At 68.1% G+C, this 26,320-nt stretch carries 6 protein-coding genes; 3 read left to right on the forward strand and 3 right to left on the reverse strand.

Features of this window, described 5'->3' with window-relative positions; translation table 11 throughout:
- The first annotated feature begins 194 nt into the window (after window positions 1–194).
- Entirely contained in the window at window positions 195–21,062 is a 20,868-nt protein-coding gene (locus VPH43_RS12515) for an immunoglobulin-like domain-containing protein (RefSeq protein WP_328578037.1), read from the forward strand.
- 225 nt (window positions 21,063–21,287) lie between these two features.
- Here the strand turns inward: VPH43_RS12515 and VPH43_RS12520 are convergent, their stop codons facing one another.
- Together VPH43_RS12520 and tsaE are read right to left on the reverse strand one after the other, a co-directional pair.
- On the reverse strand, window positions 21,288–22,613 hold the full coding sequence (locus tag VPH43_RS12520; protein ID WP_328578255.1) for an N-acetylmuramoyl-L-alanine amidase: 1,326 nt from the start codon (window positions 22,611–22,613) through the stop codon (window positions 21,288–21,290).
- Between the two features lie 38 nt (window positions 22,614–22,651).
- Entirely contained in the window at window positions 22,652–23,149 is a 498-nt protein-coding gene (tsaE, locus tag VPH43_RS12525; RefSeq protein ID WP_328578038.1) for a tRNA (adenosine(37)-N6)-threonylcarbamoyltransferase complex ATPase subunit type 1 TsaE, read from the reverse strand.
- Here tsaE and queG point away from each other — a divergent pair.
- Window positions 23,126–24,220 (forward strand): tRNA epoxyqueuosine(34) reductase QueG, encoded by a 1,095-nt coding sequence (gene queG, locus VPH43_RS12530; protein WP_328578039.1) that lies wholly within the window; start codon window positions 23,126–23,128, stop codon window positions 24,218–24,220. The genes tsaE and queG overlap by 24 nt on opposite strands.
- Window positions 24,221–24,242: 22 nt before the next feature.
- Here the strand turns inward: queG and VPH43_RS12535 are convergent, their stop codons facing one another.
- Entirely contained in the window at window positions 24,243–25,148 is a 906-nt protein-coding gene (locus VPH43_RS12535) for an AEC family transporter (protein ID WP_328578040.1), read from the reverse strand.
- A 153-nt stretch (window positions 25,149–25,301) separates the two neighbouring features.
- On the opposite strand from VPH43_RS12535, the gene VPH43_RS12540 reads away from it, so the two are divergent.
- On the forward strand, window positions 25,302–26,276 hold the full coding sequence (locus VPH43_RS12540; RefSeq protein WP_328578041.1) for a tripartite tricarboxylate transporter substrate binding protein BugE: 975 nt from the start codon (window positions 25,302–25,304) through the stop codon (window positions 26,274–26,276).
- The last annotated feature ends 44 nt before the right edge of the window (window positions 26,277–26,320 follow it).

The raw sequence follows: 26,320 nt of genomic DNA on the forward strand, positions 1-26,320 counted from the left end.
GCCGTCCCGCTCCAAAGCGACCTTGCCCTGCCCGCGCCGGATGGCGCGCCCGCAGGGCTTGTCTCCGGTTGTATCAAATTCTCACAAACCGGGGTAGCGAGTGATCTGGTTCACGGATCACCCCCTTTTCCAAACGCTTAAGCCGGCGCCCGACCCTATGCTCGGGCACGGCCATCCTCGCGCGAAGTCATTCCATGCCCATTCTTCTCCAGACCATCAAAGGTACCGTCACCGGCTTGTGGGGCGTTGCCCAGGTGAAGGGGGCCGACGGCGTCGTGCGGATGCTGAAGCTGGGGGATGTCGTCCACAAGGGCGAAGCGATCCTCACCAGCCAGGACGGCATCGTGCAACTGACGCCCGAGGACGAGGGCACCGCCGTGGCCGTGGCGGCGAAGCCGGCGGTTCCTGGGACGGACCTGGACGAGACGATTGCGCAGATCGAGCGGGGCGACCAGCAGGCCGTGCCGGCCGCCGGCCTGGCAGCCGATGGCGGCGGTGGCTTGACCCCGGGGCTGCGCGTGGACCGCATCACGGAATCGGTGAGCGGCGGCGGCGGGCCGGCGCCGGCTGCAGACGTGAATACCCCTGCAGTGACCTTTGCGGGCGGCAACCCGGCCGCCCGACCGGCCGACACGGCAACACCCGATGCGGCGCCCGCGCCGACTGTCGGGCTGAGCGCGTCGGCGGCCACTGCCGCCGAAGGCGGCGCCGTGGTGTACACCGCCACGGTCAGCACCCCGGTAACGGGCTCGCCGCTGGTACTGACGCTGTCCAACGGCCAGACGATCACCATCCCGGTCGGCCAGAACACCGGCACCAGCGCGCCGTTCGTGCTGCGCAACGACGACGCCTACGCTCAAGGCGACCAGACCGTCAGCGTGGACATCGTGTCCGCGACCGGCGGCGGCTTCCCCACCCTCACGGCGAGCAGCACGGCGGCGACCACGGTCACCGACGACCTGGATGCCACGACGGTGACGTTGAGCGCGTCGGCCGGCACCGTGACCGAAGGCGGCGCCATCGTCTACACGGCGACGGTGAACAACCCGGTGACCGGCGCGCCGCTGGTCATCACGCTGAGCAACGGCCAGACGATCGCCATTCCTGTTGGCCAGAGCTCTGCCAACAGCGCACCGTTTGCGGTGCGCGCCGACGACGCCTATGGCGAAGGCAACCAGACGGTCACCACCGGCATCGCGTCCACCTCGGGTGGCAACTACGAAGCGCTCACCACCGCCAGCACCGCATCCACGGTCGTCACCGACGACGCAGATGTCACCACCGTCAGCCTGAGCGCCACGCCGAGCGTGGCCGAAGGCGGCACGATCACCTACACCGCCACGCTGAGCCAGGCCGCGCTCACGCCGGTCACCGTGACGCTGTCCAACGGCGCCACCATCGCCATCGCCGCCGGCCAGGCCAGCGGCAGCACCAGCGTGGCCGCGCCCTCGGATGACGTGTATGTGGACGCGGGCACTGTCTCCGCGACGATCAGCAGCGCCACCGGCGGTGGCTTCGAGACCCTCACCGCCAATCCGGCTGCGGCCTCGACCTCGGTCACCGACACGGTGGACAACACCACTGTCAGCCTCAGCGGCAGCGGCTCCGTGGCCGAAGGCGCTTCAGGCAGCTACACCGTCTCGCTGAACGCTCCGGCGCAGACCGCTGTGACGGTCAACTTGGCCTACAGCGGCACCGCTGCCGATGGCAGCGACTTCACCGGCGTGGCCTCCGTCACCATCGCCGCCGGCGCCAGCAGCGCCAACTTCTCCATCGCCACGGTGGACGATGCAGCCGCCGAAGGCAGCGAGAGCTTCACCGTCAGCCTGGTCTCGGCCAGCGGTGGCAACTTCGAGGCGCTCGCCCTCAATGGCACGGCCAGCAGTGTCACCACCACCGTGGTGGACAACGACGTCTCGGTGCTCAGCCTGGCGGCCACACCGTCGATCACCGAAGCCGGCGGCACCATCGTCTACACCGCCAGCCTGACGCAGGCTCCAGTGAGTGACCTCACGGTCACCTTGTCCAACGGCCAGACGATCACCGTGCTGGCGGGCCAGACCAGTGGCAGCGTGTCGGTGCCGTTTGCGCCGGCTGATGACGTGTACGTCGATGCCAGCACCGTCAGCGCCAGCATCACGGGCACGAGCGGTGGCGGCATCCTGCTGTCGGTGGACCCGACACCCGCCACCACGTCGATCACCGACACCATCGACGCCACGACGGTCACGCTCACCGCTTCCGCCAACACCGTGGCGGAAGGCGGGACCATCATCTATACAGCCTCGGTGAACAACCCGGTCACCGGCTCTCCGCTGGTCGTCACGCTGAGCAACGGCCAGACCATCACCATCCCTGTCGGCCAGAGCTCCGCCAACAGCGCCGCCTTTGCCGTGCGCGCCGACGACGCTTACGCCCAGGGCGACCAGACCGTCACGGCAAGCATTACTTCGACCTCCGGCGGCAACTACGAAGCGCTGACCACGACGAGCACCGCATCCACCGTTGTCACTGACGACGGCGATGCCACGGTTGTCACCCTGAGCGCGTCCACCAACACCGTGGCCGAAGGCGGCTCCATTGTCTACACGGTCGCGGTCAACAACCCGGTTGCTGGCGCTCCGCTGGTTGTCACGCTGAGCAACGGCCAGACGATCACCATCCCGGTCGGCCAGAGTTCTGCCAACAGCGCCGCGTTCGCCGTGCGCGCCGACGATGCGTATGCGCAAGGCAATCAGACCGTCACGACGAGCATTACCTCGACGTCCGGCGGCAACTACGAAGCGCTGACGACGACCAGTACCGCCTCTACCGTGGTCACCGACGACGGCGATGCCACCGTCGTCACGCTGACCGCCTCCACCAACAGCGTGGTTGAGGGTGGTTCCATCACCTACAGCGCCGCGGTGAACAACCCGGTCGCCGGCACGCCGCTGGTGATCACGCTGAGCAACGGCCAGACGATCACCATCCCGGTCGGCCAGAGCTCCGCCAGCAGCGCGGCTTTCCCGGTGCGCGCCGACGACGCCTATGCCCAAGGCAACCAGACGGTCACCACCGGCATTGCGTCCACTTCGGGTGGCAACTACGAAGCGCTCACCACCACCAGCACCGCATCCACGGTCGTCACCGATGACGCCGACGCCACCACCGTCAGCCTGAGCGCCACGCCGAGCGTGGCCGAAGGCGGCACGATCACCTACACCGCCACGCTGAGCCAGGCGGCCCTCACGCCGGTGAACGTGACGCTGTCCAACGGCGCCACCATCGCCATCGCCGCCGGCCAGACCAGCGGCAGCACCAGTGTGGCCGCGCCCTCGGACGACGTGTATGTGGACGGAGGCACCGTCACGGCCACCATCACCGCTGCCACCGGCGGTGGCTTCGAGAGCCTCACCGCCAATCCGGCTGCGGCATCGACCTCGGTCACCGACACGGTGGACACCACCACCGTCAGCCTGAGCGGCAGCGGCTCCGTGGCCGAAGGCGTCGCGGGCAGCTACACCGTCTCGCTGAACGCCCCCGCGCAAACCGCCGTCACGGTCACCCTCGCCTACACCGGCACGGCTGCCGACGGCAGCGACTTCACCGGCGTGGCCTCGGTCACCATCGCCGCCGGCGCGAGCAGTGCCAACTTCTCGGTTGCCACGCTGGACGATGCGCTGGCCGAAGGCAGCGAGAGCTTCACCGTCAGCCTGGTCTCGGCCAGCGGTGGCAACTTCGAGGCGCTCGCCCTCAATGGCACGGCCAGCAGTGTCACCACCACCGTGGTGGACAACGACGTCTCGGTGCTCAGCCTGACGGCCACACCGTCGATCACCGAAGCCGGCGGCACCATCGTCTACACCGCCAGCCTCACCCAGGCCCCGGTGAGCGACCTCACGGTCACCCTGTCCAACGGGCAGACCATCACCGTGCTGGCCGGCCAGACCAGCGGCAGCGTGTCGGTGCCGTTTGCGCCGGCTGATGACGTGTACGTCGATGCCAGCACCGTCAGCGCCAGCATCACGGGCACGAGCGGTGGCGGCATCCTGCTGTCGGTGGACCCGACACCCGCCACCACGGCGATCACCGACACCATCGACGCCACGACCGTCACCCTCACCGCTTCCGCCAACACCGTGGCCGAAGGCGGCTCCATCATCTATACAGCCTCGGTGAACAACCCGGTCACCGGCAGCCCGCTGGTCGTGACCCTCACCAACGGCCAGACCATCACCATCCCGGTCGGCCAGAGCGCCGGTGACAGCACGCCGTTTGCGGTTCGTGCTGACGATGCCTACGCCCAGGGCAACCAGACCATCACCGCCGGCATTGCATCCACCTCGGGTGGCAACTACGAGGCGCTGACCACCACCAGCACGGCGAGCACGACGGTGACCGACGACGGTGACGTCACCACCGTCACGCTCGCTGCCACCGCGTCGGTGGCCGAAGGCGGCGTCATCGCCTACACCGCCACGCTGAGCCAGGCCGCACTCACCCCGGTGAGCGTGACGCTGTCCAACGGGGCCACCATCAGCATCGCGGCCGGCCAGACCAGCGGCACCACCACCGTGGCGGCGCCCACGGACGACGTCTATCTGGACGCCGGGTCGGTATCGGCCACCATCACCGCAGCCACCGGCGGCGGCTTCGAGTCGCTGGTGGCCGACCCCGGCGCGGCAGTCACCACGGTGACCGACACGCCGGACGCCACGACGGTCACCCTCACCGCGTCGGCCAATACAGTGGCTGAAGGCGGTGCCATCGTCTACACGGCAACGGTCAACAACCCGGTGACCGGCAGCCCGCTGGTGGTTACCCTCACCAACGGCCAGACCATCACCATCCCGGTGGGCCAGGCGATGGGCAACAGCGCGCCCTTTGCCGTGCGCCCCGACGATGCCGATACGCAAGGCAACCAGACCCTGACGACCGGCATCGCCTCCACCGCGGGCGGCAACTACGAAGCGCTTGTCGCGACGAGTACCGCATCGACGACGGTCACGGATGACGGCGACATCACCACGGTGACCTTGACGGCGTCCGCCAACACCGCGAGCGAAGGCGGCTCCATCGTCTACACGGCTGCGGTGAACAACCCCGTGGCCGGCTCTCCGCTGGTCATCACGCTGAGCAACGGCCAGACCATCACCATTCCGGTCGGCCAGAGCTCTGCCAGCAGCGCCGCTTTCGCGGTGCGGGCGGACGACGCTTACGCGCAAGGCAACCAGACGGTCACCGCGAGCATCAGCTCGGCCTCTGGCGGCAACTACGAGGCGCTGACGACGGCCAGCACCGCCTCTACCGTTGTCACCGATGACGGCGACACCACCGTTGTCACGCTGACCGCCTCGACCAACACCGTGGCCGAGGGCGGCTCCATCGTCTACACGGTGGCGGTGAACAACCCCGTCACTGGCACGCCGCTGGTCGTCACGCTCAGTAACGGGCAGACGATCACCATTCCGGTCGGCCAGAGTTCGGCCAACGGTGCGGCCTTCGCCGTGCGCGGCGACGATGCCTACGCGCAAGGCAACCAGACCGTCACGACCAGCATTGCCTCGACCTCCGGCGGCAACTACGAAGCGCTGACGACGACCAGTACCGCCTCTACCGTGGTCACCGACGACGGCGATGCCACCGTCGTCACGCTGACCGCCTCGGCCAACACCTTGGCCGAGGGCGGTTCCATCGTTTACACGGCCGCGGTCAACAACCCGGTGACCGGCACGCCGCTGGTGATCACGCTGAGCAACGGCCAGACGATCACCATTCCGGTGGGCCAGAGCTCCGCCAACAGCGCGGCCTTCGCTGTGCGCGCCGACGACGCCTATGCGCAAGGCAATCAGACCGTCACCACCAGCATTGCCTCGACGTCCGGTGGCACCTACGAAGCGCTGACAACGACCAGCACTGCCTCTACCGTCGTCACCGACGATGGCGATGCCACCGTCGTCACCTTGACTGCCTCCACCAACACCGTCGCCGAAGGCGGCTCGATCGTCTACACGGCCGCGGTGAACAACCCCGTGACCGGCACGCCGCTGGTGATCACGCTCAGCAACGGCCAGACCATCACCATCCCGGTGGGCCAGAGCGCTGCTGACAGCACGCCGTTTGCAGTGCGCGCCGACGACGCCTATGCACAAGGCAATCAGACCGTCACCACGAGCATCGCCTCCACTTCCGGTGGCAACTACGAAGCGCTGACAACGACGAGCACTGCCTCCACCGTCGTCACCGACGACAGCGACGCCACCACGGTCACCTTGTCGGCCACCCCCACGGTCGCCGAGGGTGGCTCCATCGTCTACACCGCCACGCTGGACCAGGCGGCCCTCACGCCGGTGAGCGTGACGCTGTCCAACGGTGCCACCATCACCATCGCGGCCGGCCAGACCAGCGGCACCACCACCGTGGCGGCGCCCACGGACGACGTGTATGTCGACGCGGGCACCGTGACGGCCACCATCACCGCCGCCACCGGCGGTGGCTTCGAGAACCTGGTGGTCAACCCGGCTGCGGCATCGACCTCGGTCACCGACACGGTGGACACCACCACCGTCAGCCTCAGTGGCAGCGGCTCCGTGGCCGAAGGTGCCTCGGGCTCCTACACCGTCTCGCTGAACGCCCCGGCGCAGACGGCCGTCACGGTGAACCTCGCCTACACCGGCACGGCTGCCGATGGCAGCGACTTCACCGGCGTCGCCTCGGTCACCATCGCCGCCGGTGCGAGCAGCGCCAACTTCTCGATCGCCACGCTGGACGATGCGCTGGCCGAAGGCAGCGAGAGCTTCACCGTCAGCCTGGTCTCGGCCAGCGGTGGCAACTTCGAGGCGCTCGCCCTCAATGGCGCGGCCAGCAGCGTCACCACCACCGTGGTTGACAACGACGTCTCGGTGCTCAGCCTGGCGGCCACACCGTCGATCACCGAAGCCGGCGGCACCATCGTCTACACCGCCAGCCTCACCCAGGCCCCGGTGAGCGACCTCACGGTCACCCTGTCCAACGGCCAGACGATCACCGTGCTGGCCGGCCAGACAACAGGCAGCGTGTCGGTGCCGTTTGCACCGGCCGACGACGTTTACGTGGACGCGACCACGGTCAGCGCCACCGTCACCAGCACCAGCGGCGGCGGCATCCTGCTGTCGGTGGACCCGACACCCGCCACCACGGCGATCACCGACACCATCGACGCCACGACCGTGACCCTCACGGCGTCCACGAACACGGTGGCCGAAGGCGGCTCCATTGTTTACACGGCCGCGGTGAACAGCCCTGTCACGGGCACACCGCTGGTCGTCACGCTGAGCAACGGCCAGACGATCACCATCCCGGTGGGCCAGAGCGCTGCTGACAGCACGCCGTTTGCAGTGCGCGCCGACGACGCCTATGCACAAGGCAATCAGACCGTCACCACGAGCATCGCCTCCACTTCCGGTGGCAACTACGAAGCGCTGACAACGACGAGCACTGCCTCCACCGTCGTCACCGACGATAGCGACGCCACCACGGTCACCTTGTCGGCCACCCCCACGGTCGCCGAGGGTGGATCCATCGTCTACACCGCCACGCTGGACCAGGCGGCGTTGTCTCCGGTGAGCGTCACGCTGTCCAATGGCGCGACCATCACCATCGCGGCCGGCCAGACCAGCGGCACCACCACCGTGGCGGCGCCCACGGACGACGTGTATGTCGACGCGGGCACCGTGACGGCCACCATCACCGCCGCCACCGGCGGTGGCTTCGAGAACCTGGTGGTCAACCCGGCTGCGGCATCGACCTCGGTCACCGACACGGTGGACACCACCACCGTCAGCCTCAGCGGCAGCGGCTCCGTGGCCGAAGGCGTCGCGGGCAGCTACACCGTCTCGCTGAACGCCCCCGCGCAAACCGCCGTCACGGTCACCCTCGCCTACACCGGCACGGCTGCCGACGGCAGCGACTTCACCGGCGTGGCCTCGGTGACGATCGCCGCCGGTTCGAGCAGCGCCGACTTCTCCATCGCCACGCTGGACGATGCAGCCGCCGAAGGCAGCGAGAGCTTCACCGTCAGCCTGGTCTCGGCCAGCGGTGGCAACTTCGAAGCGTTGGCGCTCAATGGCGCGGCCAGCAGTGTCACCACCACCGTGGTAGACAACGACGTCTCGGTGCTCAGCCTGGCGGCCACGCCCTCGATCACCGAAGCCGGCGGCGCCATCGTCTACACCGCCAGCCTCACCCAGGCCCCGGTGAGCGACCTCGCGGTCACCTTGTCCAACGGCGCGACGATCACCGTGCTGGCCGGCCAGACCAGTGGCTCGGTGTCGGTGCCGTTTGCACCGGCCGACGATGTGTATCTGGACGCGAGCACAGTCAGCGCCAGCATCAGCGGCACGAGCGGCGGCGGCATCCTGCTGTCGGTGGACCCGACACCCGCCACCACGGCGATCACCGACACCATCAACGCCACGACCGTCACCCTGACGGCTTCCGCGAACACGGTGGCCGAAGGCGGCTCGATCGTTTACACGGCCGCGGTGAACAGCCCCGTGACCGGCTCGCCGCTGGTGATCACGCTGAGCAACGGCCAGACGATCACCATCCCGGTGGGCCAGAGCGCTGCTGACAGCACGCCGTTTGCCGTGCGCGCCGACGACGCCTACGCACAAGGCAACCAGACCGTCACCACGAGCATCGCCTCCACTTCCGGTGGCAACTACGAAGCGCTGACAACGACGAGCACTGCCTCCACCGAGGTCACCGACGACGGCGACGCAACGGTGGTGACCCTCACCGCTTCCGCCAACACCGTGGCAGAGGGCGGCTCCATCGTCTACACCGCCGCGGTCAACAACCCGGTCGCTGGGTCGCCGCTGGTCCTCACGCTGAGCAACGGCCAGACCATCACCATTCCGGTCGGTCAAAGCTCTGCCAGCAGCGCCGCCTTCGCGGTGCGGGCGGATGACGCTTACGCTCAAGGCAACCAGACGGTCACGACGAGCATCACCGCGGCCTCTGGCGGCAGCTACGAGGCGCTGACAACGACGAGCACCGCTTCGACCGTTGTCACAGACGACAGTGACGCCACCGTCGTCACGCTCACCGCCTCCGCGGGCACGGTGGTGGAAGGTGGCTCCATCGTCTACACCGCCACGGTGAACAACGTGGTCACCGGTGCGCCACTGGTCGTGACGCTCACCAACGGCCAGAGCATCACCATCCCGGTGGGGCAGAGCTCGGCAGACAGCACGCCGTTTGCGGTGCGCGCTGATGACGCCTATGCGCAAGGCAACCAAACGGTCACCGCCGGCATTGCGTCCGCCTCCGGCGGCAACTACGAAGCGCTGGCGACGACCAGCACCGCCTCGACCATCGTCACGGACAACAGCGACGCCACCACTGTCACGCTCAGCGCTGTGTCCTCGGTGGTGGAAGGCGGCTCCATTGTCTACACGGCGAGCGTGAACAATCCGGTCACCGGCAGCCCGCTGGTGGTGACGCTGACCAATGGTCAGACGATCACCATCCCTGTCGGCCAGAGCTCTGCCGACAGCGCGCCCTTTGCGGTGCGCGCCGACGACGCTTACGCCCAAGGCAATCAGACCGTCACCACCGGCATCGCGTCCACCTCCGGTGGCACCTATGAATCGCTGGTCACCGCCAGCAGCGCCAGCACAGTGGTCACCGACGACAGCGACGTCACCACGGTCACCTTGTCGGCCACCCCCACGGTCGCCGAAGGTGGCTCCATCGTCTACACCGCCACCCTGGACCAGGCGGCCCTCACGCCGGTGAGCGTGACGCTGTCCAACGGTGCCACCATCACCATCGCCGCCGGCCGGACCAGCGGCACAGTGGCCGTTGCGGCGCCTGGTGAGGACGTTTACGTCGACGCGGACACTGTTTCCGCCACCATCACGGGCGCCACCGGCGGTGGCTTCGAGAACCTGGCTGTCAACCCGGCGGCGGCGTCCACCAGCGTGACCGACACGGTCGATACGACCACCGTCAGCCTCAGTGGCAGCGGCTCCGTGGCCGAAGGCGCCTCGGGCAGCTACACCGTCTCGCTGGACGCCCCCGCGCAAACCGCCGTCACGGTCAACCTCGCCTACAGCGGCACGGCTGCCGACGGCAGCGACTTCACCGGCGTGGCCTCAGTGACGATCGCCGCCGGTGCGAGCAGCGCCAACTTCTCCATCGCCACGCTGGACGATGCAGCGGCCGAAGGCAGCGAGAGCTTCACCGTCAGCCTGGTCTCGGCCAGCGGTGGCAACTTCGAAGCGTTGGCGCTCAATGGCGCGGCCAGCAGTGTTACCACCACCGTCGTGGACAACGACGTCTCGGTGCTCAGCCTGGCGGCAACGCCGTCGATCACCGAAGCCGGCGGCGCCATCGTCTACACCGCCAGCCTCACCCAGGCACCGGTGACCGACCTCACGGTCACCTTGTCCAACGGCCAAGTCATCACCGTGCTGGCGGGCCAGACCAGTGGCAGCGTGTCGGTGCCGTTTGCGCCGGCCGACGACGTTTACGTGGATGCGACCACGGTCAGCGCCACCGTCACCGGCACGAGCGGCGGCGGCATCCTGCTGTCGGTGGACCCGACACCCGCCACCACGGCGATCACCGACACCATCGACGCCACGACCGTGACCCTCACGGCGTCCGCGAACACAGTGGCCGAAGGCGGCTCCATTGTTTACACGGCCGCGGTGAACAGCCCTGTCACGGGCTCACCGCTGGTCGTCACGCTGAGCAACGGGCAGACGATCACGATTCCTGTCGGCCAGAGCTTCGCCGACAGCACGCCGTTTGCGGTGCGTGCTGACGATGCCTACGCACAAGGCAACCAAACGGTCACGACGAGCATCACCTCAACCTCCGGTGGCAACTACGAAGCGCTGACAACGACCAGCACTGCCTCTACCGTCGTCACCGACGATGGCGATGCCACCGTCGTCACCTTGACCGCGTCCACCAACACCGTCGCCGAAGGCGGCTCGATCGTCTACACGGCCGCGGTGAACAGCCCGGTCACGGGCTCACCGCTGGTCGTCACGCTGAGCAACGGCCAGACGATCACCATTCCGGTGGGCCAGAGCTCTGCAAACAGCGCTGCCTTCCCCATTCGGGCTGATGACGCCTATACGCAAGGCAGCCAGACAGTCACGACGAGCATCAGTTCGACGTCAGGCGGCAACTACGAGGCGCTGACGACGACGAGCACGGCGTCGACGACCGTCACGGACGACGGCGATGCGACGGTGGTGACGCTCACCGCTTCGGTCAACACCGTCGCTGAAGGCGGCTCCATCTTTTACACGGCGGCGGTCAACAACCCCGTCACCGGATCCCCGCTGGTTGTCACGCTGAGCAACGGCCAGACGATCACGATTCCTGTGGGCCAGAGTTCCGCCAACAGCGCCGCGTTTGCGGTGCGCGCCGACGACGCCTATGCGCAGGGCAACCAGACCGTCACCACGAGCATCGCCTCCACTTCCGGCGGCAACTACGAAGCGCTGACCACGACCAGCACTGCCTCTACCGTTGTCACCGACGACGGCGACGCAACGGTGGTGACCCTCACCGCCTCGGCCAACACGGTGACCGAAGGTGGCTCCATCGTTTACACGGCGGCGGTGAACAACCCGGTCGCGGGCTCTCCGCTGCTCGTCACTCTTAGCAACGGCCAGACCATCACCATCCCGGTCGGTCAGAGTTCGGCCAATAGTGCCGCCTTCCCCGTGCGCGCCGACGACGCCTATGCCCAAGGCAACCAGACGGTCACCACCGGCATCGCGTCTACCTCGGGTGGCAACTACGAAGCGCTCACCACCACCAGCACCGCATCGACCGTCGTCACCGACGACGCAGATGCCACCACTGTCAGCCTGAGCGCCACGCCCAGCGTGGCCGAAGGCGGCACGATCACCTACACCGCCACGCTGAGCCAGGCCGCGCTCACGCCGGTGAGCGTGACCTTGTCCAACGGCGCCACCATCGCCATCGCCGCCGGCCAGACCAGCGGCAGCACCAGCGTGGCCGCGCCCTCGGACGATGTGTATGTCGACGCCGGCACCGTCACGGCCACCATCACCGCCGCCACCGGCGGCGGCTTCGAGAGCCTGGCTGTCAACCCGGCGGCGGCGTCCACCAGCGTGACCGACACGGTCGATACCACCACCGTCAGCCTCAGCGGCAGCAGTTCCGTGGCCGAAGGCGCCAGTGGCACTTACACCGTCTCGCTGAACGCGCCGGGGCAGACCGCTGTCACGGTGAACCTCGCCTACAGCGGCACGGCTGCCGACGGCAGCGACTTCACCGGCGTGGCCTCGGTCACCATCGCGGCTGGCGCGAGCAGTGCCAACTTCTCCATCGCCACGCTGGACGATGCGCTGGCAGAAGGCAGCGAGAGCTTCACCGTCAGCCTGGTTTCGGCCAGTGGTGGCAACTTCGAAGCCCTGGCCCTCAACGGCACAGCCAGCAGCGTCACCACCGCGGTGGTGGACAACGACGTCTCGGTGCTCAGCCTGGCGGCAACGCCCTCGATCACCGAAGCCGGCGGCACCATCGTCTACACCGCCAGCCTCACCCAGGCCCCGGTGAGCGACCTCACCGTCACACTGTCCAACGGCCAGACCATCACCGTGCTGGCGGGCCAGACCAGCGGCAGCGTGTCGGTGCCGTTTGCGCCGGCTGATGACGTGTACGTCGATGCCAGCACGGTGAGCGCCACCGTCAAGGGCACGAGCGGTGGCGGGATTCTGCTGTCGGTCGATCCCACGGCTGCGACCACGGCGATCGCCGACACCATCGACGCCACCACCCTCACTTTGACGGCCTCAGCCAACACGGTGGCCGAAGGCGGCTCCATCGTTTACACCGCCACGGTCAACAACCCGGTCACCGGTTCGCCGCTGGTGATCACCCTCACCAACGGCCAGAGCATCACCATTCCGGTCGGCCAGAGCTCGGCCAACAGCGCCGCCTTCGCGGTGCGCGCCGACGATGCCTATGCCCAAGGCAACCAGACTCTCACCACCGGGATCGCGTCGACCTCCGGCGGCAACTATGAGGCGCTGACGACTTCCAGTACAGCGTCGACGACCGTCACTGATGATGGCGACGCAAGCGTTGTCACGCTGACGGCTTCTGCTAACACCGTCGCCGAAGGCGGCTCGATCGTCTACACGGCCGCGGTCAACAACCCGGTCACCGGTTCGCCGCTGGTCATCACACTGAGCAACGGCCAGACGATCACCATCCCGGTCGGTCAGAGCTCCGCGAACAGCACAGCGTTTGCGGTCCGTGCGGACGACGCCTACGCTCAAGGCAACCAGACGGTTACCACAAGCATCAGTTCCACTACCGGTGGCAACTACGAAACGCTGACCACGACCAGCACGGCAGCCACCGTCGTCACCGACGACGCGGACGCCACCGTCGTGACGCTCACCGCCTCCACCAATACAGTCGCCGAAGGTGGCTCCATCGTCTACACCGCTGCGGTGAACAACCCGGTCACCGGCACGCCGCTGGTCATCACGCTGAACAACGGCCAGACGATCACCATCCCGGTGGGCCAAAGCTCCGCCAACAGCACGGCTTTCCCGGTACGGGCGGACGACGCCTACGCCCAGGGTAACCAGACAATCACGACAAGCATCAGCTCTACCTCCGGCGGCAACTATGAGGCGCTGACCACTACCAGCACTGCATCGACCACCGTGACTGACGACGGCGATGCCACCACAGTGACCCTCACTGCTTCCGCCAACACCGTGGCCGAAGGCGGTTCGATTGTCTACACCGCAACGGTGAACAACCCGGTGACGAACTCACCGCTGGTCATCACGCTGAGCAACGGCCAGACCATCACGATTCCTGTCGGCCAAAGCTCGGCCAACAGCGCTGCGTTCTTGGTACGGGCCGACGACGCCTACGCTCAAGGCAACCAGACGGTCACTACGAGCATCAGTTCGACGGCTGGCGGCAACTACGAAGCACTAACGACGACCAGCACCGCGTCCACCGTGGTCACCGACGACGGAGATGCCACGGTTGTCACGTTGACCGCCTCGGCCAACACCGTCGCTGAAGGCGGCTCCATCGTCTACACCGCCGCGGTGAACAACCCGGTCACGGGCTCGCCGCTGGTCATCACGCTCAGCAACGGGCAGACGATCACCATTCCGGTGGGCCAGAGTTCGGCTAACAGCGCCGCCTTTGCCGTGCGCGCCGACGACGTCTACGCACAAGGCAACCAGACGGTCACGGCGAGCATCGCCTCCACTTCCGGTGGCAACTACGAAGCGCTGACCACCACCAGCACCGCATCGACCGTCGTCACCGACGACGGCGATGCGACCGTCGTCACCCTGACGGTTTCCGCCAACACCGTCGCCGAGGGCGGCTCCATCGTCTACACCGCTGCGGTGAACAACCCGGTCACCGGCTCTCCGCTGGTCATCACGCTGAGCAATGGCCAGACGATCACTATCCCGGTCGGCCAGAGCTCCGCCAACAGCGCCGCCTTCGCCGTGCGGGCCGACGATGCCTACGCGCAGGGCAACCAGACGGTCACTACGAGCATCAGCTCTACCTCGGGCGGCAACTACGAGGCACTGACCACCACCAGCACCGCATCCACTGTGGTGACCGACGACGCGGATGCCACGGTCGTCACCCTCACCGCCTCCACCAACAGCGTGGTTGAAGGTGGTTCCATCACCTACACCGCCGCGGTGAACAACGCGGTTACGGGCACACCGCTGGTGATCACCCTGACCAACGGCCAGACGATCACCATCCCGGTCGGCCAGAGCTCCGCCAGCAGCACCGCCTTCACCGTGCGTGCCGACGATGCCTATGCCCAAGGCAACCAGACGGTCACCACCGGCATAGCGTCCACCTCGGGTGGCACCTACGAAGCGCTCACCACCACCAGCACCGCATCGACCGTCGTCACCGATGACGCAGATGCCACCACCGTCAGCCTCAGCGCCACGCCGAGCGTGGCCGAAGGCGGCACGATCACCTACACCGCCACGCTGAGCCAGGCCGCGCTCACGCCGGTGAGCGTCACCTTGTCCAACGGCGCCACCATCGCCATCGCCGCCGGCCAGACCAGCGGCAGCACCAGCGTGGCTGCGCCCTCGGACGACGTGTATGTGGACGCGGGCACTGTCTCCGCCACCATCAGCAGCGCCACCGGCGGCGGCTTCGAAGTGCTGACCACCAACCCCGCGGCCGCCACCACCAGCGTCACCGACACCATCAACCCCACCACGGTGAACCTGTCGGGTGCGGTGAACATCGTGGAAGGCAACAGCGGCAGCTACACCGTCACCCTGTCCAGCCCCGCCCAGGGCGCGGCGGTCACGGTGAATCTGGCGTATTCGGGCACCGCGGCCAATGGCACCGACTACACCGGCGTGGCCACCGTCACCATCCCGGCGGGCGCCAGCAGCGCCAGCTTCAACCTGGCGACCATCGACGACGCGCTGGCCGAAACCGGCGAGCAGTTCACTGTGACCGTCACTTCGGCCAGCGGCGGCAGTTTCGAGAGCCTGGTGCCGGGCAGCAGCGCCAGCGTCACCACCAGCATCACCGACGAGGCCACGCCTGACACCGTGCTGGTGAGCCTGAGCGGCCCGGCCACCGTGACCGAGGGCAGCACCACCACCGCCTACACGGTGTCGCTGACCCAACCGGCCGCCACGGCCGTCACGGTGAACCTCACCTACTCCGGCACCGCCGGCAACGGCACCGACTACACCCAGGTGGTGTCCGTCACCATCCCGGCCGGCGCCAGCTCCGCCACCTTCACCTTGCCGACCACCGGCGACACGCTGGACGAGCCCAACGAAACCATTGTGCTGAGCCTGGGCTCGGTGAGCGGCGGCGGCTTCGAGGCGATTGCGGTCAACGGCGCGGCCAGCAGCGTCACCACGACCATCGTGGACGACGACCCCACGCCGTCGCTTGCCATCAACGACGTGAGCGTCAACGAAGCGGCCGGCACGGCCACCTTCACTGTCACGCTCAGCGCCGTGTCCGGCCAGACCGTGACGGTGGGCTTCAACACGAGCAACGGCACCGCCACCGCAGGCAGCGACTACACCGCCGCCACCGGCACGCTGACCTTCGCCCCCGGCGTCACCAGCCAGACCATCACCGTACCCGTCCTCAACGACGCGGTGTTCGAAGGCGCGGAGACCTTCAACGTCAACCTCACCGGCCCCACCAACGCCACCATCGCCGACAACCTCGGCGTGGGCACCATCCGCGACGACGGCACCGGCACCGGCGGCACCGACAACGACACGCCGGCCCTGAGCGTGTCCAGCCCCACGGTGGTGGAATCCGGCGGCTTCGCCCAGTTCACCGTCGCCCTGTCCAACGCCTCCGCCAGCGCCACCACCGTGTCGCTGGGCACCACCGCGGGCACCGCCACCTCGGGCGCTGACTACAGCACCGCGCTGGAGGTGTCCACCGACGGCGGCGCCAACTGGACCGCTGCGTCCAGCGCCACCATCGCCGCCGGCGCCACCAGCGTGCTGGTGCGCGTGCCCATCACCAGCGACGCGCTGGACGAGGCCAACGAGACCTTCACGCTCACGGCCACCCGCACCGCGGGCACCACGAGCAACGGCTCGGCCACCGGCACCGCCACTATCACCGACGACGACCCGCTGCCCGCGCTGGCGATCAACGACGTGTCGATCAACGAAGCGGCCGGCACCGCCACCTTCACCGTCACCCTCAACGCCGCCTCCGGCCAGACCGTGACCGTGGGCTACAACACCAGCAACGGCACCGCCACCGCCGGCAGCGACTACACCGCCGCCAGCGGCACGCTCACCTTCGGGCCGGGCGTGGTGTCGCAGACCATCACGGTTCCCATCACCAACGACACCGCCACCGAAGCCAGCGAAACCTTCAACGTCAACCTGGCGAGCCCCACCAACGCCACCATCGCCGACAACCTGGGCGTGGGCACCATCGTCGACAACGACGCGCCGCCGGCCATCGACCTGGACGGCAACAACTCCACCGCCACTGGCACCGCCTTCGTCACCAGCTACACCGAGAACGGCAGCGGCGTGTCCATTGCGGATGCCGACCTGTCCATCACTGACGTGGACAGCAGCACGCTCACCGGCGCTACCGTCACCCTCACCAACCGCCAGGCCGGCGACCTGCTGAACCTGGGCGCCAATGTGGGCGGCGTCACGGCGGCCATCACGACCAGCACGGCCTCCACCGTCACCATCACGCTGTCAGGCAGCGGCACGCTGGCGGAGTACACCCAGCGCCTGCAGAACATCACGTTCTCCAGCACCAGCGACACGCCCAGCACCACGCCGCGCACCATCAACATCTCGGTCACCGACGGCCAGAGTTCGAGCAACACCGCCACCACCACGGTGAACGTGATCGCGGTGAACGACCTGCCCACCGGCCGCGACGTGACCCTGACCGCGACGGAGGACACCGCGCGCGTGTTCACCACCGCCGACTTCCTGATGAACGACGCGGAGGACGGCACCAACGTGGCGCCCACCAGCGTGCGCATCGACACCCTGCCAGACAACGGCTCGATCTACCTCAACGGGGTGCTGGTCACCGCCGGCCAGGTGGTCACCGCCGCGCAGATCACGGCGGGCCAGCTCACCTACGAGCCGGGCTTCAATGCCAACGGCAGCGCCTACGCGAGCTTCAGCTTCAGCGTGCGCGACAGCGGCGGCGGCTTCGACACCGTGCCCAACACCGCCACCATCAACGTCACCGCGGTGAACGACGGCGCGCCAGTGGCCAGCGCCGATGCCTTCACCACCACGCTGGGCACGCCGGTCATCATTTCGCAGGCGCAGCTGCTGGCCAACGACGTGCTGCCCGACCACGCCACGCTCACCGCCGTGAGCGCCGGCACCGGCGGCACCCTGGTGAACAACGGCAACGGCACCTACACCTTCACGCCCTCGGCCATCGGCAACGGCAGCTTCACCTACACGCTGACTGACGAAGATGGGCAGACCAGCACCGGCACCGTCACGGTGAACACCGTGGCGGCCGTGGACGACCTGGCCACGGTGCATGAAAGCGCGCTCAGCGCCGGCACCGGCGGCGGCACCACCACCGCCAGCGGCAACGTGCTCACCAACGACGGTGGCGGCACGCAGGTCAACAGCGTCAGCTTCAACGGCACCACCATCACCGACGGCAGCGCCAGCGACACCGACAGCCGCGCCGGCTTCATCGGCGTCACCACCAGTGTCGGCAAGATGGTGATGCAGACCACCGGCACCGGCGCGGGCAGCTACACCTACACCTTGAACAAGGCGGCCGACAACAGCGCCTCGGCCAACGACCTGTCCACCACCGAGGTGTTCAACTACACCTCCAATGCGACCACCGCGGCACTGCGCGTGAAGGTGGTGGACGACGAACCCCTGGCCTACGACCGCCAGATCGCGGTGTCGCAGGTGCCGCTGCCCAGCTACAACCTGGTGCTGGTGCTCGACGTGTCGGGCAGCATGACGGGCGGCTCTTCCGGTGGCGAGGTGCGGCAGGTCAATGCCGACGGCAGCACCACCATCACCACCCGGCTGGCCATGGCCAAGCAGGCGATGGTGCAGTTGGTGACCGAGTACTTCAACCAGGCGCAAAGCGTGTCGGTGAAGCTCGTCACCTTCTCCGATTCGGCCACCATCCTCAACGGCAACAACGCCTACACCGACAAGGCCACCCTGATCTCGGCGATCAACGCGATCACCGGCTCCGGCGGCACCAACTACGAGTCGGCCCTGAGCGCCCTGCAAACCGCCTTCGGCACGGTGGACCAGAGCAAGAACAACGCGTCGTATTTCCTGTCCGATGGCGAGCCGTCGTCCGGCAACACGGCCACGGGCCTGGCCAACTACCAGGCCTTCACCACCACCAACAACATCTCGTCGTACGCGGTGGGCGTGGGCACCGGCATCTCCAACACCAGCGCGCTGGACGGCATCCACAACGTGGACGGCGACGGCGACGGCGTGAAGGACTCGGCCATCATCGTGCCTGACACCAACCAGCTGGGCTCCGCACTGCTGTCCACGGTGCCGCCAGCCTTCGGCGGCAACCTGGTCACCAACAGCGCGGCGTCCAACGTGCTGGGCGCCGACGGCGGCTACCTGCAGACGGTGACCATCAAGCTGGACAGCAACAGCGACGGTGTGCCCGACCAGGACGTGACCTTCACCTACAACAAGGCCACCAACCAGATCAGCCAGAACAGCGCCTTCCTGACCGGCTTCCCGAAAACGGGCGACCTGCTCACGCTGGGCACCGGCACCGGCTTCAAGTACGGCACGCTGACACTGAACTTCAGCACCGGCAACTACACCTTCTATACCAACGGCACGTCGCAGCAGGGCGATGCGTTCACGGTCAAGTACGTGGCACAGGACGGTGACGGTGACATCACGCCCCAGACCACCCTCACCTTCGAGATCGACAACGCCAAGCCGGTGGCCAGGCCGGACACCGATACGGTGCTGCCCGGCTCCACCCACACCGACGGCAACGTCATCACCGGCCTGGACACCGATGGCGGCCTTTCGCTGGGCAGCCGCCTTGCCAGCTTCTCGTCCAAGGGCAGCGGCGTGGACACCACGGTGGACAACGCGCAGGTGAGCTCCGTGGCCTTCAAGGGGGCCAGCTACAACCTGCTGGCCAACAGCTCGGGCTCTGGCACCGGTTTCTCCTACACCATCGCGGCCGGCAAGCTCACCTGGACCGGCACCGACGGCAGCAAGCTGGTGTTCACGCGCGACGGCTACTACGACTACACGCCGCCGACCGCCTCGGCGCCGCAGGTGACCTACGCCGCCGCGGTGACCACCAACTTCAACACCTCCGGCGGCGCCACGGCCAACGGCGTGGCACTCACCGGCTTCACCCGCACCGGCGCCACCACCACGCTGAGCTACACCGATTCCAACAACAACGACCGAGACGGTGTGGGGGTGACCGGTGGCAGCAGCAACAACACCGTGGACAACCTCGAGCGCCTGGTGATCAGCTTCTCGCAGGCCTCACATGCCTACGGCGTGGGCAACGTCAGCTTCGTCATCGCGCCCGATGCCAGCGACCTGGGCGCCTCGGGTGGTGTGGTCTCGGCGCTGACCTACACGGTGTACGACGTGGCCGGCAACCAGATCGGCCAGTTCTACAGCTCCTCCGAAGGCACGGTGACCGTGCCGTCCACGCTCACCAACATCGGCTCCATCGAGATCGAGGCCAACAGTGCCGCGAGCGCGCGCGTGACCAGCGTGTCCTTCGCCGACGTGCAGCTGAACACCGGCGCGGCCGAAGTGGCACCGGTGCAGGTGGGCTACACGCTCACCGACGACCAGGGCGACACCAGCAGCTCCACACTCACGCTGAACGTCGCCACCAACAACCTCTTCGGCACTTCGGCCAACGACACGCTGACCGGCACCAATGCCAACGACCGCGTCTGGGGCGGCGCGGGCAACGACACCATCGCCGGCGGCAGCGGCCACGACATCGTGGACGGCGGCGCCGGCAATGACGCCATCACCGGCGGCGACGGCAACGACCTGCTGCGCGGCGGCGCCGGCAACGACACCATCGACGGCGGCAACGGCAACGACATCATCGTGGGCGGCGGCGGCACCGACCTCCTGATCGGCGGCGCGGGCAGCGACGTGTTCCGCTGGGAGCTGGCCGACCAGGGCACGGCCGGCACGCCGGCCACCGACACCATCCAGGGTTTCGACACGGCGGCCGCATCCGCCGGCGGCGATGTGCTGGACCTGCGTGACCTGCTGCAAGGCGAAACCGCGGCCGGCTCGGCCACCGGCAACCTCACCAGCTTCCTGCACTTTGCGCAGGTGGGCTCGGACACGCTGATCCAGATCAGCAGCAAGGGCGGCTTCTCCGGCGGCTTCAATGCCGGCGCGGTGGACCAGACCATCACCCTGCAGAGCGTGGACCTCACCGCCGGCGGCCTGCTGCACACCGACCAGCAGATCATCCAGGACCTGATCAACAAGTCCAAGCTGCTGGTGGACGGCGGCGGCTGACTGGAGCCCCCGGCCGTCGGGCGGCCGCCCCCCGTGGGGGCTACGAAACGCGGCCGGGCAACCCGTCCGCGTTTCGCTCGTTTCATGACCACTGTCCCTGGCCGCTGCGCGGCCTGTCCCAGGGGGACTCCCGCCCCGTGGGGGCGGGTTAGGGTGGGGCCCCATTTCACCCGCAGGGATGCGCCAGCATCCCCTGGCCGCTGCGCGGCTGTCCCAGGGGGACGCTCAGAGTGTCCTGTTGCGTACGAGGTGCGGGTTCTTCGCGAAGTAGCGCTTGATGCCGCTGGCCAGCGCGGTGACCAGTTCCGCCTGGTAGCCGGCGTCGCGCAGCTTCGCTTCTTCCTCAGGATTGGAGATGAACGCGGTCTCCACCAGGATGGACGGGATGTCGGGCGCCTTGAGCACCGCGAATCCCGCCTGCTCCACGCTGCCCTTGTGCAGCTTGCCCACCTTGCCGATCTGGCCCAGCACCTCGTTGCCCACGCGCAGGCTGTCCTTGATCTGCGCGGTGGTGCTCATGTCGATCAGCGCCCGCAACACTGTCGCGTCGGCGGCTTTCACGTTCACGCCACCCACCAGGTCGGCGGCGTTTTCCTTGTTGGCCAGCCAGCGCGCCGCGCTGCTGGAGGCACCGTTCTGCGACAGCGCAAACACCGAGGCGCCACGCGCCTGCGGCGTGATGAAAGCGTCGGCGTGGATGGAGACGAACAGGTCGGCCTGCACGCGGCGCGCCTTGCGCACCCGCTCGTGCAGCGGCACGAAGAAGTCGTCGTCGCGCGTGAGCATCGCGCGCATGCCCTTCTGCGCATTGAGCGCATCGCGCAGCTTCAGCGCGATCTGCAGCACCACGTCCTTCTCGCGCAGCCCGCTGGGGCCGACGGCGCCGGGGTCCTCACCGCCGTGGCCCGGGTCCAGCGCCACCACGATCAGCCGGTCCACCCGGTCCAGCAGGCCGGGTGACGGCGGGGGTGGAGGAACGGGGGTCTTGGTTTCGGGCGGGGCCGAGGCAGCGGAGGCCGGCGCAGCGGGCCGGCGCGGCTCGGGCAGGCCGGGTTTGATCTCCATGCGACCGATGAACTCGCCCAGCGCGTCCTGCACCGACTTGGCCGCTTCCTTCTCCGCCTGCTCCTTCTCCTGGATGAGCGTGAGCAGCGGGTCGCGCTCCTGCGTGGGGTACAGGTCGAACACCAGGCGGTGCTGGTAGGCCGCCACCGGCGCCAGCGCAAACTGCTGGGGCGCGGTCGGCTGCTTCAGGTCGATCACCAGGCGCACCACGCGGGGCTGGTTCTGCCCAATGCGCACGCCGCCGATGAAGGGGTCGTCCGCCCTCACCTTGCCCACCAGGTCGCGCAGCGCGGGGCTCAGCTCCAGGCCGTCGATGTCCACCACCAGGCGGTCGGGGGCGCTCACCAGCTGGTGGCGTGCGCTGAGCGCCTGGTCGGATTCGATGGTGACGCGGGTGTACTCCTCCGCCGGCCACACCCGCACCGCCACGATGCTCGCGCCGCGGGCGATCTGCGATGCCCCCAGCAGTAGCACCAGGGAGCCCATGCGCTGAACGGCCTGGCGCCGGCTGATGGTCGCCCGGCTCAAGCCGCGGCCTCCAGCAAGGCCAGGCCGCGCGGCGTACCCGCGTTCAGCGTCACGCTGCGGCGTTCTTCGTCGATGGGGTCGATGGTCATGGTGAGGTCGGCCGGTGGCAGCATCGCAGCCGCCTTGTCGGGCCACTCGGCAATCTTCAACCCCGGCGCAGCGAACACCTCGCGAAAGCCCGCGTCCTCCCATTCGCGCGGATCGCCAAAACGGTAGAAGTCGAAATGGGCCACCGGGCCGCAGGGCAGGTCGTAAGGTTCCATCACGGCATAGGTGGGGCTCTTAATGCGGCCTTGCACGCCCAGGGCACGCAGCAGGTGGCGCACAAAGGTCGTCTTGCCGGCACCCAGCGGCCCCTGCAGCGCGATGAAGGCGTGGCGCAACCCAGGCGCAGCCGCGAGTGCCCGGGCGAATGCCTCGCATGCGGCCTCGTTGCCCCAGAGGATCTGGCGGGTTCCTAGAATCGGCCGATGCGGGATCACATCGATGGGCATCGTCTGCTTCAACAGCTGCAGGAGTGGGCGAGAGAGCTGGGATTTTCACAGATCGGCGTGGCCGACGTGGACCTCTCGTCGGCCGAGCCGCATCTGCAGCGCTGGTTGGACAACGGTTTCCATGGCGCCATGGCCTACATGTCGGCCCATGGCCTGAAGCGCGCGCGGCCGGCGGAGCTGGTGCCGGGCACCGTGCGCGTGATCACCGCACGCATGAACTACCTGCCGCGCGACACCTCGCCGGCCTGGCGCCACATCGAATGGCAGCGCCTGGACGATCCTGCGCGCGCGACGGTCTCCCTCTATGCCCGCGGGCGGGACTATCACAAGGTGCTGCGCGCTCGCCTGCAGGCGCTGGCCGACCGCCTGGCCGACGCGGTGGGGCCGCTGGGCCATCGGGTGTTCACCGATTCGGCGCCGGTGCTCGAAGTGGAGCTCGCCAGCCGCAGCGGCCTGGGGTGGCGCGGCAAGCACACCCTGGTGCTGGACCGCGACGCCGGCTCCATGTTCTTCCTGGGTGAGCTGTTCGTCGACCTGCCGCTGCCGCTCACGCCGCCCAGCGAGCCTCACTGCGGCCGCTGCCGCGCCTGCATGGACGTGTGCCCCACGCAGGCCATCGTCGCCCCTTACCTGGTGGACGCGCGCCGCTGCATTGCCTACCTCACGATCGAGAACGACGGCCCCATCCCGACCGAACTGCGCCCGCTGATTGGCAACCGCATCTACGGTTGCGACGACTGCCAGCTGGTGTGCCCCTGGAACAAGTTCGCCCAGACGGCCACCCTGCCCGATTTCGATGCCCGCCCCGCGTTGCAGGATCCGATGCTGCTGCAGCTGTGGGCCTGGGATGAGGCGCAATTCCTCAAGGCGACCGAAGGCAGCCCCATCCGCCGCATCGGCTACCAGCGCTGGCAGCGCAACCTGGCCGTCGCGCTGGGCAACGCGCTGCGCGCCGGTGCGCCCGCGGTTGTGCGGCAGGCGCTGATGGCACGCCGGGACGAGGCCACCCCGCTGGTGCGCGAGCACATCGACTGGGCCCTGGCGCAGCCTGAAGGCGCGCACGACTTCTGACCGGCCGGTCCGCAGGGTAGTCTCAGCGCTGAAGCGCCTGCAACGCCGCCAGAGCCAAGGGCACGCTCGCCATGCCGAGCAAGGTGGAAACGGTCACCAGCCCGGCCACGTAGCCGCCATGCCCGCCCAGGCGCGCCGCCAGCACATAGCAGCTGGACGCCGTCGGCAAGGCACCAAACGCCACGACCACGACCTGCTGCGCTGGCGGCAGCCCTACCCACAGCACCAGCGCAAGCGCCAGCAAGGGCAAGGCGGCATGCCGGATGGCGAGGAAGGCGGCCGCCAGGCCGGGCGCCTCGCGCAGCGCGCCGAAGCGCAGGCCAGCACCCACCGCCATCAGTCCGATCGGCAGCGCGGCCAGGCCGATGCGTTGCAAGCTGGTGGCCACCGGGTCGGGCAGCTGCAGGCCGGCCAGGTTGCCGATTAGCCCCGCCAGCGTGCTCACGATGAGCGGGTTGCGCACCAGCTCACGCAAGTAGCCGTGGCCGCCATGGCGCGCCAGCGGCCACACCGCGGCCACGTTGCACAGGGGCACCGCCAGGGACACCAGCACGGCGATGTAGGCCACGCCCTGGGCACCGGCCACACGCTCGGCCAGCGCCAGGCCCACGTAGGAGTTGAAGCGGAACGCCGTCTGCGCGCCCGAGGCATGCAGGCGCCGGTCCACGCCCGGCACGCCAGCCAGCGCATACGACAGCATGATGCCCACGCCCACCACCGCCAAGCCGCAACCGGCCAGGCTGAGCATGGAGGTCGGCTGCAGCGGGTTGCGGACGATGGAATTGAACAGCAGCACCGGAAACAGCAGGTAATACACCAGCCGCTCGGCCGCGTCCCAGACGCTGCGGTTCAGCGCCGTGTAGCGGCAGAGCAGGAAGCCACAGGCGATCAGCAGGAAGTCCGGCAGCAGCAGCAAGGCGTGGTTCATGGTGCGCCGCAGTGTGGCACTGCGGACACTGCGTAATTCCCACAATGTGGCGGTGTACCGCCAGGCGGCAGCATCCGCGTTGTACAAGGATCGCGCCTTGCTGCGGCATGCGAAGACGATCCCCTGACCTTCCACCTCCGGAGACACCCACCCATGACACGACGAATCGCGCTTCAAGCCCTGGCCCTGCTGGCCGCGGCCGGCACCGCCCCGCTGGCCTTCGCACAGGCCTACCCGAGCAAGCCGGTGCGCCTGGTGGTGCCCTTTGCGCCCGGCGGCACCACTGACATCGTCGCCCGCGTGGTGGCCGACAAGATCAGCCCGGCACTGGGCCAGCCGATGATCGTGGAAAACAAGGCTGGCGGCGGCGGCTCGCTGGGCGCCAACGAGACCGCCAAGTCCGCACCGGATGGCTACTCGCTCGGCATGGCCACCGTGTCCACCACCGCGGCCAACCCGGCGATCAACCCCAAGATCCCGTACAACCCGCTGACCGACTTCACGCCCATCATCAACGTGGCCGCCACGCCCAACGTGATTGCGGTGCACCCCTCCTTCCCGGCCAAGGACTACAAGGCCTTCCTCGCAGCGCTGAAGGCCAACCCCGGCAAGTACAGCTATGCCAGCTCGGGCACCGGCGGCATCGGCCACCTGCAGATGGAGCTGTTCAAGAACCTCTCCAACACCTTTGTCACCCACATCCCGTACCGCGGCGCAGGCCCCGCGCTCAATGACACCGTGGCCGGCCAGGTGCCGATGATCTTCGACAACCTGCCCTCGGCCCTGCCCTTCATCAAGGACGGCCGCCTCATCCCGATCGTGGTGGCCGCACCGCAGCGCCTGGCCGTGCTGCCCAACGTGCCCACCTTCAAGGAGGTGGGCCTGGAGCCGGTGAACCGCATGGCCTACTACGGCGTCTATGGCCCCAAGGGCCTGCCCAAGGAAGTGGTGGACAAGGTGAGCGCCGCGGTCAAGAAGACGCTGGAGCTGCCCGACGTGAAGAAGCGCATCGAGGACACCGGCTCGCTGATCGTGGCCAACACGCCGGAGCAGTTTGCCGCGCAGATCCGCGCCGAATACGACGTGTACAAGGGCGTCGTCGCCAAGCAGAAGCTCACGCTGGAATAAGCTTCTCCCACCCAGCACCATCAGGCCGCCTGCGGGCGGCCTTT

The organism is Ideonella sp. BN130291, assembly GCF_036231905.1.
Lineage (GTDB): Bacteria > Pseudomonadota > Gammaproteobacteria > Burkholderiales > Burkholderiaceae_C > CAMLIZ01.